This window comes from Kineosporia sp. NBRC 101731, assembly GCF_030269305.1.
GTDB lineage: Bacteria > Actinomycetota > Actinomycetes > Actinomycetales > Kineosporiaceae > Kineosporia.
In genome coordinates, this window is the sequence record NZ_BSTC01000015.1 from 38,041 (window position 1) to 54,973 (window position 16,933).

At 70.2% G+C, this 16,933-nt stretch carries 14 protein-coding genes and 1 other RNA gene; 11 read left to right on the top strand and 4 right to left on the bottom strand.

Translation table 11 applies throughout. The features are described 5' to 3' along the window. The first annotated feature begins 22 nt into the window (after positions 1-22). Positions 23-402, top strand: an RNA gene (rnpB, locus tag QSK05_RS30040) — RNase P RNA component class A. A gap of 125 nt (positions 403-527) precedes the next feature. Further along, complete coding sequence (locus tag QSK05_RS30045) at positions 528-788, top strand: hypothetical protein (RefSeq protein ID WP_231484670.1); 261 nt, start codon at positions 528-530, stop codon at positions 786-788. Between the two features lie 47 nt (positions 789-835). Here QSK05_RS30045 and ppgK read toward each other — a convergent pair whose 3' ends face one another. The 3 genes from ppgK to QSK05_RS30060 all read right to left on the bottom strand — a co-directional run bounded on the left by ppgK (position 836) and on the right by QSK05_RS30060 (position 3,054). After that, positions 836-1,633: a polyphosphate--glucose phosphotransferase gene (ppgK, locus tag QSK05_RS30050; protein WP_285600749.1), complete on the bottom strand. Its 798-nt coding sequence runs from the start codon at positions 1,631-1,633 to the stop codon at positions 836-838. A 53-nt stretch (positions 1,634-1,686) separates the two neighbouring features. After that, a complete protein-coding gene (gene map / locus QSK05_RS30055; protein ID WP_352303192.1) occupies positions 1,687-2,577 on the bottom strand; it encodes a type I methionyl aminopeptidase in 891 nt (296 codons plus the stop codon). Between the two features lie 102 nt (positions 2,578-2,679). Beyond that, the gene (locus QSK05_RS30060; protein WP_285600751.1) at positions 2,680-3,054 is read right to left on the bottom strand and encodes a hypothetical protein; all 375 of its coding nucleotides are present in this window, start codon (positions 3,052-3,054) and stop codon (positions 2,680-2,682) included. A gap of 191 nt (positions 3,055-3,245) precedes the next feature. On the opposite strand from QSK05_RS30060, the gene QSK05_RS30065 reads away from it, so the two are divergent. Further along, a complete protein-coding gene (locus QSK05_RS30065; RefSeq protein WP_285600752.1) occupies positions 3,246-3,437 on the top strand; it encodes a hypothetical protein in 192 nt (63 codons plus the stop codon). Between the two features lie 3 nt (positions 3,438-3,440). On the opposite strand, the gene panB is transcribed toward QSK05_RS30065, so the two are convergent. After that, the gene (gene panB, locus QSK05_RS30070) at positions 3,441-4,322 is read right to left on the bottom strand and encodes a 3-methyl-2-oxobutanoate hydroxymethyltransferase (protein WP_285600753.1); all 882 of its coding nucleotides are present in this window, start codon (positions 4,320-4,322) and stop codon (positions 3,441-3,443) included. Positions 4,323-4,655: 333 nt separating this feature from the next. On the opposite strand from panB, the gene glnA reads away from it, so the two are divergent. The 8 genes from glnA to glnII all read left to right on the top strand — a co-directional run bounded on the left by glnA (position 4,656) and on the right by glnII (position 16,645). Further along, complete coding sequence (gene glnA, locus QSK05_RS30075) at positions 4,656-5,993, top strand: type I glutamate--ammonia ligase (protein WP_285600754.1); 1,338 nt, start codon at positions 4,656-4,658, stop codon at positions 5,991-5,993. A gap of 89 nt (positions 5,994-6,082) precedes the next feature. Continuing rightward, positions 6,083-7,084: a LamG domain-containing protein gene (locus tag QSK05_RS30080; protein ID WP_285600755.1), complete on the top strand. Its 1,002-nt coding sequence runs from the start codon at positions 6,083-6,085 to the stop codon at positions 7,082-7,084. A 20-nt stretch (positions 7,085-7,104) separates the two neighbouring features. Continuing rightward, positions 7,105-7,818, top strand: coding sequence for a type 1 glutamine amidotransferase (locus QSK05_RS30085; protein WP_285600756.1), 714 nt, complete (start codon positions 7,105-7,107; stop codon positions 7,816-7,818). A gap of 174 nt (positions 7,819-7,992) precedes the next feature. Then, complete coding sequence (locus QSK05_RS30090) at positions 7,993-11,235, top strand: bifunctional [glutamine synthetase] adenylyltransferase/[glutamine synthetase]-adenylyl-L-tyrosine phosphorylase (protein ID WP_285600757.1); 3,243 nt, start codon at positions 7,993-7,995, stop codon at positions 11,233-11,235. A 72-nt stretch (positions 11,236-11,307) separates the two neighbouring features. Further along, entirely contained in the window at positions 11,308-11,751 is a 444-nt protein-coding gene (locus QSK05_RS30095; protein WP_285600758.1) for a hypothetical protein, read from the top strand. A 55-nt stretch (positions 11,752-11,806) separates the two neighbouring features. Then, complete coding sequence (gene secD, locus QSK05_RS30100; protein ID WP_285600759.1) at positions 11,807-14,191, top strand: protein translocase subunit SecD; 2,385 nt, start codon at positions 11,807-11,809, stop codon at positions 14,189-14,191. Then, the gene (locus QSK05_RS30105; protein WP_285600760.1) at positions 14,192-15,487 is read left to right on the top strand and encodes a cation:proton antiporter; all 1,296 of its coding nucleotides are present in this window, start codon (positions 14,192-14,194) and stop codon (positions 15,485-15,487) included. A 153-nt stretch (positions 15,488-15,640) separates the two neighbouring features. After that, on the top strand, positions 15,641-16,645 hold the full coding sequence (gene glnII, locus QSK05_RS30110) for a glutamine synthetase GlnII (RefSeq protein ID WP_285600761.1): 1,005 nt from the start codon (positions 15,641-15,643) through the stop codon (positions 16,643-16,645). Positions 16,646-16,933: the final 288 nt, after the last annotated feature.

A 16,933-nucleotide genomic window follows, 5' to 3' on the forward strand; every position in this document is an offset into this window, starting at 1 on the left:
GCCCTAGGATGTTCACGGCGGACGAGGTGGACGGGCGACCGCGTCGGACGGCTTGCCGTTCGCCGAGGAAAGTCCGGACTCCACAGGGCAAGGGTGGTGGGTAACGCCCACCCGGGGTGACCCGCGGGACAGTGCCACAGAAAACAGACCGCCGGCTGCTCGTCAGAGCTGTCGGTAAGGGTGAAACGGTGGTGTAAGAGACCACCAGCGCTCCGGGTGACCGGAGCGGCTAGGTAAACCCCACCCGGAGCAAGGCCAGACAGGATGCGTTCGAGGCTGCCCGCCGAGCATCCGGGTAGGCCGCATGAGGGTGACGGCAACGTCACCCCGAGATGGATGGTCGTCGCCGGTCCGGGTTCGCCCGGCCCGGTACAAGATCCGGCTTACAGTCCACCTCGTCCGCCACTCATCGCCACGCACTGTCACTGGCGGCATTCACCCTGGTGGGTGTTTGTCTACGAATAGTGACAGCGGGGGGCGGGGCGTCCGCATACTGGGGAAACGGGGAGTCGACCAGAAGGGTTCTCGTGTTTTCCGCAGAGCAACGGGCTGCCGCCCTCGCCAATCAGCGTGCCGCCGCCTTCATCCGTTTCCAGATGCTGGGCGACCACGAGGCCATGTCGTTCATCCTGCGTGAGCTGGAGGGCACCGAGCAGCTGTCCTTCGTCACCGCTCTCGCCTCGCTGTCGGCGACGATCGCCAGCAAGCACATGGGGGAGGACGGAGCGATGGACTACTTCCGCATGGTCGCCGAGACCAGCGCCAGTCTGGCCGAGCCGCTCGACTGAGTGGCCCGGCCCCGATGTCAGCAGACGTCAGCAGTCATCGGTAGACATCAGACAGCCGGCGTGGCCGGGGCCTCGGGGGCCTCGGCCGCCAGCACCGCCGCCCCGATGATGCCCGCGTCGTTCAGCAGCTGCGCCGACACGATCGGCGTGCGCAGGTCGAGCAGGGGCAGGAACTTCGCGCTCTTCTTGCTCACCCCGCCACCGACCACGATCAGGTCGGGCCAGAAGAGGTTCTCCACCGTGCGGAAATAGGTCTGCAGGCGGTGGGCCCACTTCTCCCAGGACAGGTCCTCGCGCTCGCGCGCGCTGTCGGCGGCCCGGTGCTCGGCGTCGTGACCTTCGATCTCCAGGTGCCCCAGTTCGGTGTTGGGCACCAGGCGCCCGTCGAGCAGCACGGCCGAGCCGATCCCGGTGCCGAGCGTGGCCATGATGACCAGGCCCTTGGTGTCCTTCGCGGCGCCGAACCGGGCCTCGGCCACACCGGCCGCGTCGGCGTCGTTCACCACGTGCACGCGGCGGCCCAGCCGGGCGCTGAACAGCGTGTCCACGTCGGTGTCGATCCACGCGTCGTCCACGTTCGCCGCGGTGCGGGCGATCCCGTGCTGGATCACCGCCGGGAAGGTGACGCCCACCGGGCCGGTGCCCGACGCGTCGCCGAAGCTCTCGACGATCTGCGCCACCACGTCGGCGACCGCGCCGGGGGTGGACGGCGACGGCGTGGGAATGCGCAGGCGCTCGGCCGAGAACCGGCCCCCGGCCAGGTCGACCGGGGCGCCCTTGATGCCGGAGCCGCCGATGTCGATGCCGAAACCGCTGGTGGATGCGTTCATTTCAGAAGAGCTCATGGCTTCCTTCAACAGGCTGGCAGTCAGGGCGGGTCAGGGCAGGTCAGGGCAGGTCAGGGCAGGGTGAGGATCTCGGCGCCGGTCTCGGTCACCAGGAGGGTGTGCTCGAACTGGGCCGTACGCCTGCGGTCTTTCGTGACGACCGTCCAGGCATCGGCCCACAGGTCGTACTCGGGCGTGCCCAGCGTGAGCATCGGCTCGATCGTGAAGGTCATGCCGGGCTCGATCACCGTGTCGAACCGGGGCGCCGCGTCGTAGTGCGGGATCACCAGGCCGGTGTGGAAACCGGTACCGATGCCGTGCCCGGTGAAGTCACGGACCACGCCGTAGCCGAAACGTTTCGCATAGGCCTCGATCACGCGCCCGATGACGTTGATCTGACGCCCGGGCCGCACGGCCTTGATGCCGCGCATCATCGCCTCGTGGGTGCGCTCGACCAGCAGGCGCGATTCCTCGTCCACGTCTCCGGCCAGGAACGTCGCGTCGCAGTCGCCGTGCACGCCGAGCCCGTCGCGGGTCAGGTAGCCGGTGATGTCGATGTTGATGATGTCGCCGTCGCGCACCACCGTGGAGTCCGGGATGCCGTGGCAGATCACCTCGTTCAGGCTGGTGCACAGCGACTTCGGGAAACCCTTGTAGCCCAGCGTGGACGGGTACACGTGGTGGTCGAGCAGGAACTCGTGCCCGATGCGGTCGAGTTCGTCGGTGGTGACGCCCGGCTCGACGTGCCGGCCCACCTCGGCGAGCGCGGCCCCGGCGATCCGGCCGGCCTCGCGCATCAGCTCGATGGTGGCGGCGTCCTTGATCTCGGAGCCGGTGTACCTGGCCGGCGCGGGCCTGTCCACGTACTCCGGGCGAGGGATGTCGGCTGGCACGGCCCGGCGCGGGCTGACCGTTCCGGGCACCAGCGTGCCCAGTGGGGCGGACGGCTTGCTTCCCGACATCGTGCTCATAGCCCGGCAGTCTAGGGCTGTGGGCAGGGCGGGCAGTTCGGCGATGCCGGGTGTTGGAGGGTGTTGCCGGTGACCGGCGGTCTTGGGCAAGGGTCAGACGAGGACGTCCAGCCGACCTCCCTCGAGGCGGTTCATGGCGACCGTCTGCACGGCGGTGATGTTGCTCGGGGAGAGCGGGTTCTCCACGGTGCCGCGCTTGGGGCCGCGGTAGTTGACGTACTGCTCGAACAGTGCGGTCAGGTAGGTGTCGCCGTCGGTCGCCCCGGCGTCACTGAACCCGTCGGCGATCGAGCCGAAGCTCTTTCCGCGAGAAGGGTTCTGGTGTGGGTCGCCGGTGGCCGACGACCAGGCGCCCGATTGCGACCCGGCCGGGTTGCCGTCGGGGTTGGCCGGCGACAGAGCGATCTGGGCGGCGGACACGGGTGTCCCGCCGATACGTAGGTCCATGACGAAGATGCCCCCGGGCAAGGTGTCTCACGGCCGGTCTCATCCGTGAGAGCGGAAGGTGATGCAGCCAACATCGGTGCCTACCCGCGGGTGCTTGAACGGCTTTCCCGACGAGCCCGAAATGGAGGACGAGGTGGCACCCGCGGTGCCTACGACCAGTCACGATGCCGCTGCGGGGGCGGCCCCGGCGGCCCGGGGCTATCGTCGTGATCATGAGCGAAGGTGCTGTGCAGTACTGGTACAACCTGTCGACCGGACAGGTGGAGTCCACCACCGGCAAGGGGCAGGGCAAGGACGTGATGGGTCCTTACCCCACCCGCGAGGCCGCCCAGCAGGCCCTGGAGTCGGCCCGCGCCCGCACCGAGGCGTGGGACGAGGAAGACCGCCGCTGGGACGACAAGTAGGAGTTACTCCTCGAAGGAGTGCTCCGGTGCCGGGAAGGTGCCGTGCCGCACGTCGCGGGCGTACTCCTGCGCGGCCTGGGTCAGGATGCCGCGCAGGTCGGCGTACTTCTTCACGAAGCGCGGCGTCTTCCCCGCCCCATGGTCGGTGAAGCCGGCCATGTCGGTCCAGACCAGCACCTGGGCGTCACAGTCGGGCCCGGCGCCGATCCCCACCGTCGGGATGTCGAGGGCCTTGGTCACCGCGGCCGCGGCCGGGGCCGGAACCATCTCCATCACCAGCGAGAAGGCGCCGGCCTCCTGGAGCGCCAGCGCGTCGTCCACCAAGCTCTGCGCGTTCTCCCCCCGCCCCTGCACCCGGTAACCGCCCAGCGTGTGCTCGCTCTGCGGGGTGAAACCGATGTGGGCCATCACCGGGATACCGGCGTCGGTGAGCAGTTTCACCGTGGGGGCCATCGCCGCGCCGCCCTCGAGCTTCACCGCGTGCGCCAGCCCTTCCTTCATCAGCCGCACGGCGCTCTCGAACGCCTGCTGCGGTGAGCCCTGGTAGCTGCCGAACGGCAGGTCGGCCACCACCAGGGCGTGTGCCGACGCCCCGGCCACGGCCCGCACCAGCGGGATCAGCTCGTCCAGCGTGACCGGCAGCGTGGTGCCGTGCCCGTAGACGTTGTTCGCGGCCGAGTCGCCGACCAGGAGCACCGGGATGCCCGCGGCGTCGAACACGGCCGCCGACAGCTGGTCGTAGGCGGTCAGCATCGCCCAGCGCTCGCCGCGGGCCTTCATCTGGTGCAGGTGCGGGATGCGGATCTTCTTCAGCACGACATCGGTGGCGTCGGGCGTGGTCCGGGCGCCGCCGTACGGCGCCGGTTCCTCGGGCTGCTGGTTCATCAGCGGTGTCCTTCCGTGGCAGACCTGGGGGTGCCCGCCGGTCGGGCGGGCCCGCCTCCCATGGTCCTCCTGCGCGGCGTCCCGGCGACGGGGTGGAACGTGCGGGCGATCACACGCTTACCGTTCACCTGGGCGTTCGAAGTGCCGAACCGACCTGGGGGAGTGGGGGCACCTCCCGGCCCCCTAGGGCTGGGGGAGTAGTTGCGCCACCGTAGGCTGCCCAGGGGCAACTGAGCGGTACGGCGAGTGCTCTGATGAACCCTGCATCTGGCAGGCTCCGCAGTACCGGTGGAATCACACCGGCGCGCGCTACGGAACAAGGAAGGGACCGGCATGGACAGGCAGCAGGAGTTCATCCTCCGCTCGATCGAGGAGCGGGACATCCGGTTCATCCGGCTCTGGTTCACCGACATCCTCGGCTCGCTGAAGAGCGTGTCGATCGCCCCGGCTGAACTGGAGGGCGCGTTCGCGGAGGGCATCGGCTTCGACGGCTCGGCCATCGAGGGCCTGGCCCGCGTGCACGAGGCCGACATGCTGGCCAAGCCCGACCCCTCGACGTTCCAGGTGCTGCCCTGGCGCGGTGAGTTGCACGGCACCGCGCGGATGTTCTGCGACATCCTCACCCCGGGCAGTGAGCCGGCGATGATGGACCCGCGCAACGTGCTCAAGCGCTCGCTGAACAAGGCCGCCGAGCACGGCCTGAGCTTCTACACCCACCCCGAGATCGAGTTCTACCTGTTCAAGGAGCCGAACTCGGACGGCGTGGAGCCCGAGCCGGTCGACCAGGCGGGCTACTTCGACCACGTGCCGCGCGGCACCACGCACGACTTCCGCCGCGCCGCGATCGGCGTGCTGGAGTCGATGGGTATCTCCGTCGAGTTCAGCCACCACGAGGCCGGCCCGGGCCAGAACGAGATCGACCTGCGCTACGCCGACGCGCTGACCATGGCCGACAACGTCATGACCTTCCGTACCGTGGTGAAGGAGGTGGCGCTGGAGCAGGGGCTGTTCGCCTCGTTCATGCCCAAGCCGCTGAACGAGCACCCGGGCTCGGGCATGCACACCCACGTCTCGCTGTTCGAGGGCGACCAGAACGCCTTCCACGAAGCCGGCGCCGAGTACCAGCTCAGCAAGATCGGCCGGCAGTTCATCGCCGGTCTGCTCACCCACGCCGCCGAGATCACCGCGGTCACCAACCAGTGGGTGAACTCGTACAAGCGCATCTGGGGCGGCGCCGAGGCCCCGGCCTACGTCTGCTGGGGTCACAACAACCGCTCGGCGCTGATCCGGGTGCCGATGTACAAGCCGGGCAAGGGCCAGTCCACCCGCATCGAGTACCGCGGCCTGGACAGCGCCTGCAACCCGTACCTGGCCTACGCGCTCATGCTCTCCGCCGGTATGCGGGGCATCGAGCAGGGCCTGGAACTGCCCGAGGGCGCCGACGACAACGTCTGGTCGCTGACCGAGGCCGAGCGCCGGTCCATGGGCATCACCCGGCTGCCGGAGAACCTCGACCGGGCGATCTCGATCATGGAAGACTCCGAGTTCGTCGCCGAGACCCTGGGCGAGGGCGTGTTCGACTTCTTCCTGCGCAACAAGCGCGCGGAGTGGGCCGAGTACCGCAGCCAGGTCACGCCGTTCGAGCTCAAGCGCTATCTGCCCCTGCTCTGAGGCCCTGAGGCTCGTAGACCACTGATCGGCTGATCCGGGCCCGGCGGCCTCAGGAACGGCGGGTTCTGGGCGACTGATCCAGGCAGCGGGTGCCCGCGCCGGGGCCCCAGACCGGATCGGGAGCCCGAACTGATGCCAGACCTGGCCGTCCGTCGCCGGACGCCGGTGCTGATCGCCCGGCCCGGGTCACCCGGGCCGGGGCAGTGACCGGCCGGCTGCGGGCGCTGGCGGCCGGGTGCCTCGCCGGGCCGGCCCGGATCGTGCGGCGGCACCGCAGGGTGGTGCTGGTGACCGTCCCGGCGGTCGGGCTGCTGGCTCTCATCACCCTGACACCGGCGAGCACGGCCCAGTTCACCGGCGCCACCGGCACGGCGTTCAGTCTCGGGTCCGGTACCTGGTCGGTGTTCGGCCAGAAGGTCCGCTCGCTGCACCCCGTCTCCTACTGGCCCCTGGACGAGGCGTCGGGCCCGACGGCGGCGGACCTCACCGGCGGCAACCCGATGGCTCACTCCGGCGGGCCCGCGGCCGGGCTCCCGGGAGCCCTCTCGGCACCCGCGGGACGGGCTCTCGGCCTGTCCGGCACGGCCCAGGGCACACAGACGGCCGCTGCCCCGGCGACCCTGGACCTGCGCGGCCCGATGACCGTGATGGCCTGGTGGAAGATGCCTGCCACCGGCACCAGTACCCAGAACGGCCGCGTCGTGGCCAAGTACGCCTCCTCCGGCAGCGGCGGGGTCAGCTACATGCTGGCCCTCAGCAGCGACCTGACCTCCATGCGTCTGCTGCTCGACCTGACCGCGGGCAGTCCGTCCCGGCCGGTCGCGTACGCCCCGGTGCCCACCGATCACGCCTGGCACTTCTACGTCGGTACCTGGGACGGGTCGGCCGTGCGGCTCTACCGGGACGGGGCGCCGGTCGGCTCGGCCACCGTCACCGGAGCCGGCCAGCTCGTCTCGACCACCGCGAGGGTGACGGTCGGTGCTCCCGGTTTCAACGAGTCCGCCCTGGGCACGGTGGACGAGGTGGCGCTCTGGGACCGGGCTCTGAGTGCGGCGGAGATCTCCGCCCTGTACACGGCCGGGACCTCCTGACGCGTGCTTGGATGCTGCCTGTGATTCTGGTTGTCGAGCACGAGAGCACTTGCCCGCCCGCATTGTTCGGTGACGGGCTGGCCTCGTTCGGTATCGGTTCCCAGATCGTGCGCCCGTATCGCGGCGACCGGCTGCCCGAAGACCTGGACGAGTACGCGGGCCTGGTCGTGCTGGGCGGCGAGATGGCGGCGTGGGACGACGAGGTGGCCCCGTGGCTCCCGGCCGTCCGCGCGCTGATGTCACGCGCGGTCTCGGACCGGGTGCCGACCCTGGGCATCTGCCTGGGCGCCCAGCTGCTGGCGCTCGCCTGCGGCGGTGAGGTCGTCCGGGGAAGTGCCGGTTTCGAGATCGGCGTCACCACCGTGACCGCGCTGCCGGAGGCCGACGCCGACCCGTACTTCGGTGTGATCGGAGACCGGCTGGGCTCCGCGCAGTGGCCGGTACGGCACTTCCACGGCGACGCCATCACCGTCCTGCCACCCGGCGCCGAACTCCTGGTGACCGGAAAGGTCTATCCCCATCAGGGGTTCCGGGTCGGGGAGAACGCCTGGGCGGTGCAGTACCACCCGGAGGTCCCCGACGACGGCTTCGGCGAGTGGGTGGTCAAGGGCGCCGCGAGCAACGGGCTACCGGCCGACCCGCAGGCCGTGATGGCCCAGGTCCACGCGACGCAGCAGATCCAGGCCCAGACCTCCCTGGCCCACGCGGCGGCCTTCGCCGCCCAACTCGGCTGACCAGCCCAGCCCGAGCCCTTCTTCTCCGTGATCATGCAAAACCTCCCCGAAGTTCTAGAACTCTCAGGGCAACAGTTCTAGAACTCTGGGGAGGTTTTGCATGATCACGGAGGAAATGGTGTTTGCCGGTGGTCTCTTCCGCGCGGCGAGCACGGGCGCATTACGGTGGGTCATGTGACAACTGCGCGCCAGGCAAGTTTCGCCGCCCGTCTGGCCCGGTTCGGTTTCGCCGATCCCGGCGCCGCGGAGCGGGTGCTCAGCACGCCGGGCCTGATCGAGATGCTCGAGGCCGAGCCGGCCGGGGAGTCCGGCCTGCTCACCGGCGAGCGGCCCCTGCCCGGCGAGCGACTGCTGAGTGCCCTGGCCGACAGTCCGGACCCGGACCTGGCGCTGGCCGCGCTGGGCCGGATGGTCGAGTCGCTGGCCAACTGCGACACGGTGCCCGGCGGTCTGGGCGGTCTCACGCCCGACGTGCTGGAACGTCTGTCCCAGGGCGGTGGCCCCGTGGCCCAGCTGTCCCGCGCCCTGCACCGCGACGACCTCACCGCCCGGCGCCTGTTCGCCGTGCTCGGCGGGTCGGGCGCCCTCGGCGACCACCTCGTCCGTCATCCCTGGCAGTGGCCCGTCATCGACGGCGAACTGGGCGGCGACGACGACTTCCCGGTGACCCGGCCGGGTGATCAGGCCGACCACACCGTCGACCACCACGGCCACGCCCGGGAGTACCTCGAGGGCGCTCCGCCGGCGCCCTTCTCCTCGTTCACCGCGGACGGGCTGCGGGCCGAGCTGCTGCGTGCCGTCGGCGCCGATCCCGACGCCGCGACCCCCGTCAGCACGCTCACGCAGGACGAGGGCACCGACGCCCTGCGCGTGGCCTACCGCCGCCGCCTGCTCGGCCTGGCCGCCCGGGACCTGGCCGCCGACAATCCGCTGGGCATCATGCCCACCGTCGCCGCGATCCTCGCCGACCTGGCCTCGGCCTCGCTGGAGGCCGCGCTCGCGGTGGCCCGGGGCACCTTGCCGGGCCACGGTGAGAACTGCCGCATGGCCGTGATCGGGATGGGCAAGTGCGGCGGGCGGGAACTCAACTACGTCAGCGACGTCGACGTGATCTACGTCGTGGAGGCGGTCGAGGGCGCGGAGGATCACCAGGCGATCTCCGAGGGCACCCGGCTGGCCAGCACGCTCGGCCTGGTCTGCTCGAAGGCCACGCCGGAGGGCACCCTCTGGCCGGTCGACCCCAACCTGAGGCCCGAGGGGCGTAACGGCCCGCTGGTGCGCACCCTCACGAGTCACCTGGCCTACTACGAGCGCTGGGCCCAGACCTGGGAGTTCCAGGCCCTGCTCAAGGCCCGTCGGGTGGCCGGCGACGCCGACCTGGGCGCGCGGTACCTGGCCGGCATCGAGCCGATGGTGTGGCAGGCCGCCGAGCGGGAGAACTTCGTGCCCGACGTGCAGGCCATGCGCCGCCGGGTGGAGGAACAGCTCAAGGGCCCCGACGCCGACCGCGAGCTCAAGCTCGGCGCGGGCGGCCTGCGCGACGTCGAGTTCTCGGTGCAGCTGCTGCAACTCGTGCACGGCCGGATCGACACCCGGCTGCGCACTCCCAACACTCTGCTCGGTCTGGAGGCCCTGAGCACCTTCGGCTACGTGGCCCGGGCCGACGCGGCCGAGTTCGACCGGGCCTACCGCATGCTGCGTGCGCTGGAGCACCGCATCCAGCTGTTCCGGTTGCAGCGCACCCACGTGGTGCCCAGCGGGGTGAGAGACCTGCGCCGCCTGGGCCGCGAGTTCGGGTTCCGCGCCGATCCGGCCGACCAGCTCACCGACCTCTGGCGCCGGCAGGCCCGCGAGGTCCGCCGGCTGCACGAGAAGCTCTTCTACCGGCCGCTTCTGGCCGCTGCGGCGGAGCTCACCAGCGACGAGGCCCGGCTCACCCCGGAGGCCGCCCGGGTGCGCCTGGCCGCCCTCGGCTACCGCGACCCGGCCGGTGCGCTGCGGCACATCAGCGCGCTCACCACCGGTGTCTCGCGGCGGGCGGCCATCCAGCGCCAGCTGCTGCCGGTGATGCTCGGCTGGTTCGCCGACGGCGCCGACCCGGATGCCGGGTTGCTCGACTTCCGCCGGCTGTCCGACGCACTCGGCTCCACCCACTGGTACCTGAAGATGCTGCGCGACTCCGGCGCCGCGGCCGAGCGGCTGGCCCACGTGCTGTCGTCCAGCCAGCTGGTCGCCGAGCTGCTGCAGCGCAGCCCCGAGGCGGTGGCCCTGCTGGAGACCGACGAGGTGCTCCAGCCCCAGCCGCTGAAGGCCATGATCAGCTCGGTGCGCCGGGGAGCGGCCCGGCACGAGGGCGATCCGGTGGCCGCGGCGACGGCGGCGCGGGCCGTGCGGCGTCGCGAGATCATCCGCACCGGGGTCGCCGACGTGGTCGGGCTCAGCGACATCGACACCGTCGGCCACGCGCTCAGCGACTGCGCGGTCGCGGCACTCGACGGTGCCCTGGTGGCGGCGGCCGACTCGGTGCGCGCGAAACGTGGCGCCCTGCCGGTACGGATGGCCGTGATCGCGATGGGCCGCCTCGGCGGGCGCGAGATCAGCTACTCCAGCGACGCCGACGTCATGTTCGTCGCCGACCCGATCCCCGGCGTACCGGCCCACGAGGCCCAGGCCGCGGCCGTCGACCTGTGCTCCGAGCTGCGCCGTCTGCTCTCGATGACCGGTCCGGAGCCGGCCCTCGCCGTCGACGCCAACCTGCGTCCCGAAGGACGTAACGGGCCCCTCGTCCGTTCGCTGGCGTCCTACCGTGACTACTACGCCCGCTGGTCGGCGCCCTGGGAGGCCCAGGCGCTGACCCGGGCCCGCCCGATCGCCGGGGAGATCGACCTCGGTGAGCAGTTCGTCGAGCTGATCGACCCGTTGCGCTGGCGCCGCGGCGGCCTGAACGCCGCCGAGCTCAAGGAGATCCGCCGGATCAAGGCCCGGGTGGAGAGCGAGCGGCTGCCACGCGGCGCCGACCCCCACCGCCACCTCAAGCTCGGCCGGGGCGCCCTCGCCGACGTGGAGTGGACCGTCCAGCTGTTCCAGCTGCAGCACGCCTACGAGATCCCCGGGCTGAGGGTCACGGGAACGATGGACGCGCTGGCCGCCGCGGTTGCGGCCGGCCTGGTGTCCGAGGGGGACGGGGAGGTGCTGGCCGAGGCCTGGCGGTTCGCCGCCCGCTTCCGCAACGCGATCATGCTGTGGAAGGGCAACGCCAGCGACGTGCCGCCGACCAACCACACCTCGCTCGACGGCATCGCGCGGATCATGGGGTACCCACCCGCCAGCGCCGGCCGGTTCGACGACGACTACCAGAGGACGACACGGCGGGCCCGCACGGTGGTGGAGCGCTTGTTCTACGGCTGGGACGTCTGACCCACAGCTCGTGTTCAGGTTCACGGGGGTGGCCGACGAGACGGTTGAGGGTTCACCGGTAGACTGTCCGTGATGACTCCTCGTATCAGCGTGCGCCCAGCCGCGCTGATCACGTTTGTCGCCGTCGTCCTGGCCCTGCTGAGCGTGACCGGTCTGGTCACCCGGCACGGCGCCGTCAACGGGCACGACACCCTTGCGGTGAGCGCCGTCTCCGCCGACGCCCTCCCGTCGCACCGCGTCCAGAACCGTCCCCACCCGATCGCCTCGCCGGTGTCCCACCGCACGTCGGTCCAGACCGCCGAGCGACGGCTGACGACCACGGTTGCGGGCCAGGGCGCGGAGATCCACTTCCCGGGCGGATCGCCCGACGTACCGGCCACTCTCACCGACCGTGCGTGGTTCCTGCCCACCGGTCTGATCGACCTGCCGATCGACGCGTTCGCCCAGGTGGTCGCGACCACCGTCAGCCTCTCGCACCGCGGCCGCGCTCCACCGGCATCCGGGTACAGCACCTGAAACACCCCTCCTGACATCGTCCGGGCGGGGTGCCTCACCCCTACCCGGAGGAATCATGAGAGCTGTCCCCGTGGTGCGCGCGGTCCTGGCCCTGGCCGTCATCGCCACCTCCCTGTTCGTCGCGCTGACGATGTCCCCCCGTCTGGGACTCGATCTGCGCGGCGGAACCCAGATCGTGCTGCAGGGCAAGAGCACCGAGACGGTCGAGGCGAACGCCGACGCGACCGACCGGGCCCTGAGCGTGCTGCGTAACCGCATCGACGCCCTCGGGGTCACCGACCCGAGCGTCACCCGCTCGGGTGAGAACCGCATCATCATCGAACTTCCCGGTGTGCAGGACCCGCGCGAGGCGGCCGAGGTCGTGGGCCGTACCGCGCAGCTCACCTTCCATCCGGTGGTCTCGGCCGAGCCGGCCCCGGCGGAGGGGAAGGACGAGAAGCTGGCGAAGGGCCAGCAGCGACTCGTCGACGAGGACGGGCAGCCCTTGGTCGTCGGCGCCTCGGTGATGACGGGCGAGGGGGTCGGCGACGCCGCCGGCCTCAACGACCCGTCCCGGGGCCCCGGCTGGTTCGTCACGATCGACTTCAAGGACGCGGGGGGTGACGCCTGGCGTCAGCTGACCGCCGACGCCGCCTGCGCGGTGGCCGGTGACCCGCAGCGCCGGATCGCCATCGTGCTGGACGACGAGGTGATCTCCTCCCCGCAGGTCGATCCCTCGATCGCCTGCAACGTCGGGATGACCGGCAGCAGCACCGAGATCACCGGGCAGTTCAGCGCCGAGCAGGCGCAGGACCTGGCCGTGCTGATCAAGGGCGGTGCCCTGCCGATCCCGGTCGAGGTGATCGAGCAGCGCACCGTCGGCCCGACGCTGGGCGCGGACGCGATCGACGCCTCGATCAAGGCCGCGATCGTCGGCCTGATCCTCACCGGTCTGTTCATCACGCTCGTCTACCGGGTGGTCGGGTTCCTCGCGACGCTGGCCCTGGCCTGCTACGCGCTGATCTCGTACGCCTTCCTGGTGATGCTCGGAGCCACCCTGACCCTGCCCGGCCTGGCCGGTTTCGTGCTCGCCATCGGGATGGCGATCGACGCCAACGTGCTGGTGTTCGAGCGGGCCCGGGAGGAATTCGGGGCGCTGCCGCCCGGCAAACGCCAGGGCCAGGGGGCTCTGACGAACGCCCTGAAGACGGGCTTCGACAAGGCCTGGACCGCGATCATCGACACCAACGTCACCACGTTGCTGGCCGCGGCCCTGCTCTTCTTCCTGGCCACCGGCCCGGTCCGGGGCTTCGGGGTCACGCTGTCCATCGGCGTGATCGCCTCGATGGTGTCCGCGCTGATCATCGCCCGGGTGTTCACCGAGTGGGCGGTGCGGCGGCAGATGCTGCGCCGGCGTCCCGGCCTCAGCGGTCTGGCCGGCAACGGCCGGCTGCGGCAGTGGCTGGAGACGAGCGGCCCGGACCTGATGGGCCGGGGCCGGATCTGGCTCGGGGTCTCGCTCGCGATCGTGGTCGTGTCGGTGGCGGGCATCCTGGTGCGCGGCCTGAACCTCGGGGTCGAGTTCACCGGCGGCCGGCTGCTGACCTTCAGCACCAGCCAGGCCGTCACCGCCGATCAGGCGCGAGAGGTGGTCGGTGAGGCCGGTTTCCCGCGCGCTGTGGTACAGACGTCGTCCCCGACCGGGGGTGCGGCCGAGACCATCAGCGTGCGCACCGAGGAACTGACCAACGACGAGGCCCTCTCGATCCAGGAGGCCCTGGGCGCGATCGGCGGTGAGGTCAGCAAGGAGACCGACGAGCTGATCGGCCCGAGCCTCGGTGACGAGCTGCGCACGAAGGCCCTGATCGCCCTCGGGGCGGCAATTCTTGCCCAGATGATCTATCTGGCAATACGTTTCCGCTGGACCTTCGGAATATCGGCCGCCCTGACCATGTTCCACGATGTACTGGCGGTGGTCGGAATCTTTGCCTGGCTGGGCAAACCGATCGACGGCGTGTTCCTCGCCGCCGCCCTCACCGTCATCGGCCTGAGCGTCAACGACACCGTCGTCGTGTTCGACCGGGTGCGGGAGCTGCGGCGCTCACAACCCGGTGAACCGTTCGGCCGGGTGGTGAACAGCGCCATCCTGCAGACAGTTCCACGCACGATCAACACCGGCCTGGGTGCCATGTTCATCCTCGCCGCACTGACCGTGCTGGGCGGCGACTCGCTCACCGACTTCGCCCTGGCCCTGCTCATCGGACTGGTCGTCGGCACCCTGTCCAGCGTCTTCACGGCCTCGCCCCTGGCGATCGTGCTGGAGCGTTTCTGGCCCGACGAATCCGAACCCGAACCCGAACCCGGGCCCGACGACAACCGCTCGGGACCTCGTCCGGTGACCCGGACGTCCATTGATCCCTATGCCCATATCCCTTCGGGTCGAACCGACGGAGGACAGTAGATGCATCTCGCCGAAACCCTCATGGCTCTGGGCGGCGCGTTCCTCGCCGCCGGGCTGGCGGCCCGCCTGGGCCGCCGAGTCGGCCTGCCCACCATTCCCCTCTTCATGCTGGCCGGGCTGCTGCTCGGCCCCAACACCCCCGGCCTGGCCCTGGTCGAGGACCCGACCGAGTTCGCCCTGCTGTCCTCGCTCGGCCTGATCCTGCTGCTCTTCTACCTGGGCCTGGAGTTCCACCTCGACGACCTGATCGGTGGTGGCCGGAAACTCCTGGCCGCCGGTGGTATCTACCTGCTCGTCAACGTCGGCCTCGGCCTCGGCTTCGGGTTCGCCCTCGGCTGGGGCAGCCGCGAGGCGTTCGTCCTCGCCGGGGTCATCGGCATCTCCAGCTCGGCGATCGTCACCAAGGTGCTCGTCGAGACCGGCCGCCTCGGTCGTCCGGAGAGTAAGCTGGTGCTCGGCATCGTCGTTGTCGAGGACGTCTTCCTGGCTCTGTACCTGGCTCTGCTGCAGCCGGTTCTGAGTGACGCCAGCGGATTCGGCGAAGCCGCGCAGAAGTTCGGTATCGCCTTCGGATTCCTGGTGGTGCTCACCGCCGTTGCCCGCTGGGGTGCCGGTCTGGTCGGCCGCCTGGTCGAGACCCGCGACGACGAACTCCTGATCGTCACCTTCGTCGGCCTGGCCGTGCTCAGCGCCGGTGTCGCCGAGAAACTCGGGGTGTCGGACGCCATCGGCGCGTTCATGATCGGCCTGATTCTCGGGTCGGGCAAGGCCGGTGTCCGGATCCAGAAGCTCGTGCACCCGCTGCGCGACGCCTTCGCCGCCCTGTTCTTCTTCACCTTCGGCCTGACCATCGACCCGGGAGACATCCTGGGCGTCTGGATCCCGATCACCCTGGCCGTCCTGGTCACCGTGTTCGGCAACCTGCTGGCCGGTACGCTGTCCTCCCGGATCTACGGATTCGGGCCGCAGAGAGCAAGTTTCGTATCGCTCACGGTGCTCGCCCGGGGTGAGTTCGCGTTGATCCTGGCCTCGATGGCGGCTGCTGCCGGACTGGATCCGAGGATCACCGCGTTCGTCGCCGGCTACGTGCTGATCCTGGCCATCCTGGGGCCGCTGGCGGCCAGCCGCAGTGACGAGTTCGCGGTGCTGGTGGAGAAGGCCTTCGGTCGCTGGCTGCCGGAGCGCCCGGAACTGATGACCGACATGCCCGGCAACGACGACGGTGAGGGCGTCGACCGGGGCGATCCGCCGAAGGGACAGAACGCCACCCTCGAAGAAATCGGCCAGAAGGGCTGAAATGCCCCCGTAACCGGGGAAACCAGTTCTTCACGCTGCGGCAATCCTTTCGCAGCATCTTCACACGAGGCTCGGACCAGGAAAGTGTCGCCCCTGCAGCCATCAACACGGTGGCTGCAGGGGCGACATCACTGAGTACGAGGAGCCCGAAGAATGCCCTACCGCGCTGAATACATCTGGATCGACGGCACCGAGCCGACCCCGCTGATGCGGAGCAAGACCCGCATCGTCGCCGACGGCACCGAGCCGGAAATCTGGGGCTTCGACGGCTCCAGCACCAACCAGGCCCCGGGTGAGAACTCGGACTGCGTGCTGCGCCCGGTGTTCACCTGCCCCGACCCGCTGCGCGGCGAGAACGACGTGCTCGTGCTCTGCGAGGTCGAGCTCACCGACTTCACCCCGCACCCCACCAACACTCGCGCCGCCAACGTCGCGGCCGCCGAGCAGTACGCCGACCAGAGCCCGATGTTCGGCATCGAGCAGGAGTACACGTTCATGCAGGACGGCCGGCCCCTGGGCTGGCCCGCGGTCGGTTACCCGGCCCCGCAGGGCCCCTACTACTGCGGTGTCGGCGGCGGCAAGATGGTCGGCCGGGAGATCGTCGAGAAGCACACCGACGCGTGCCTCAAAGCCGGCCTGGCCATCGAGGGCACCAACGCCGAGGTGATGATGGGCCAGTGGGAGTTCCAGATCGGCGTCCTTCCCGCCCCTCTCATCGGTGACCACATCTGGGTCGCCCGCTGGCTGCTCGCCCGGATCGCCGAGGACTACGACGTCGAGGTCAGCTTCGACGCCAAGCCGGTCAAGGGTGACTGGAACGGTGCCGGCGCCCACACCAACTTCTCCACGGCCGCCACGATGGAGAGCTACGACGCCATCGTCACCGCGTGCGAGGCCCTGGGCAAGAAGGCCGCCGAGCACGTCGCCGCCTACGGCTCCGGCATCGAAGACCGCCTCACCGGCGCCCACGAGACCGCCAGCTACAAGGAATTCAGCTGGGGCGCCTCCGACCGCTCCGCGTCCATCCGCATCCCGTGGGCCGTCGAGAAGGCGAAGAAGGGCTGGCTCGAAGACCGCCGCCCCAACGCCAATGTCGACCCCTACGTGGTCTCCCGCCTACTGATCACCACCTGCTGCGCAGCGCTCGCGGGCGAGTGATCCGGTAGCACGTCAGAGAGGCCCGCGACCGGTCACCGGTCGCGGGCCTCTCGCGTTTTGTCTCCGGAATGGAGGACGACGGTGAGCTTCGGTCCCACAGGTCACCCTTAGGTTGTGGGGAGAGGCGCTTTCGGGCGGTCGGCGTATAAGGCCTGGTTAAGGCCCGTTTCGTTAGAGTGTTTGGCCGGGTGGCAATCCGCCGGCTCCGACGCCGTGGCTCGCTCAGCTGGATGCTCAGCAGACCGAGATGACCCTCGCAACGGCCAGGCGTGGGCTGACCGCTCGCGG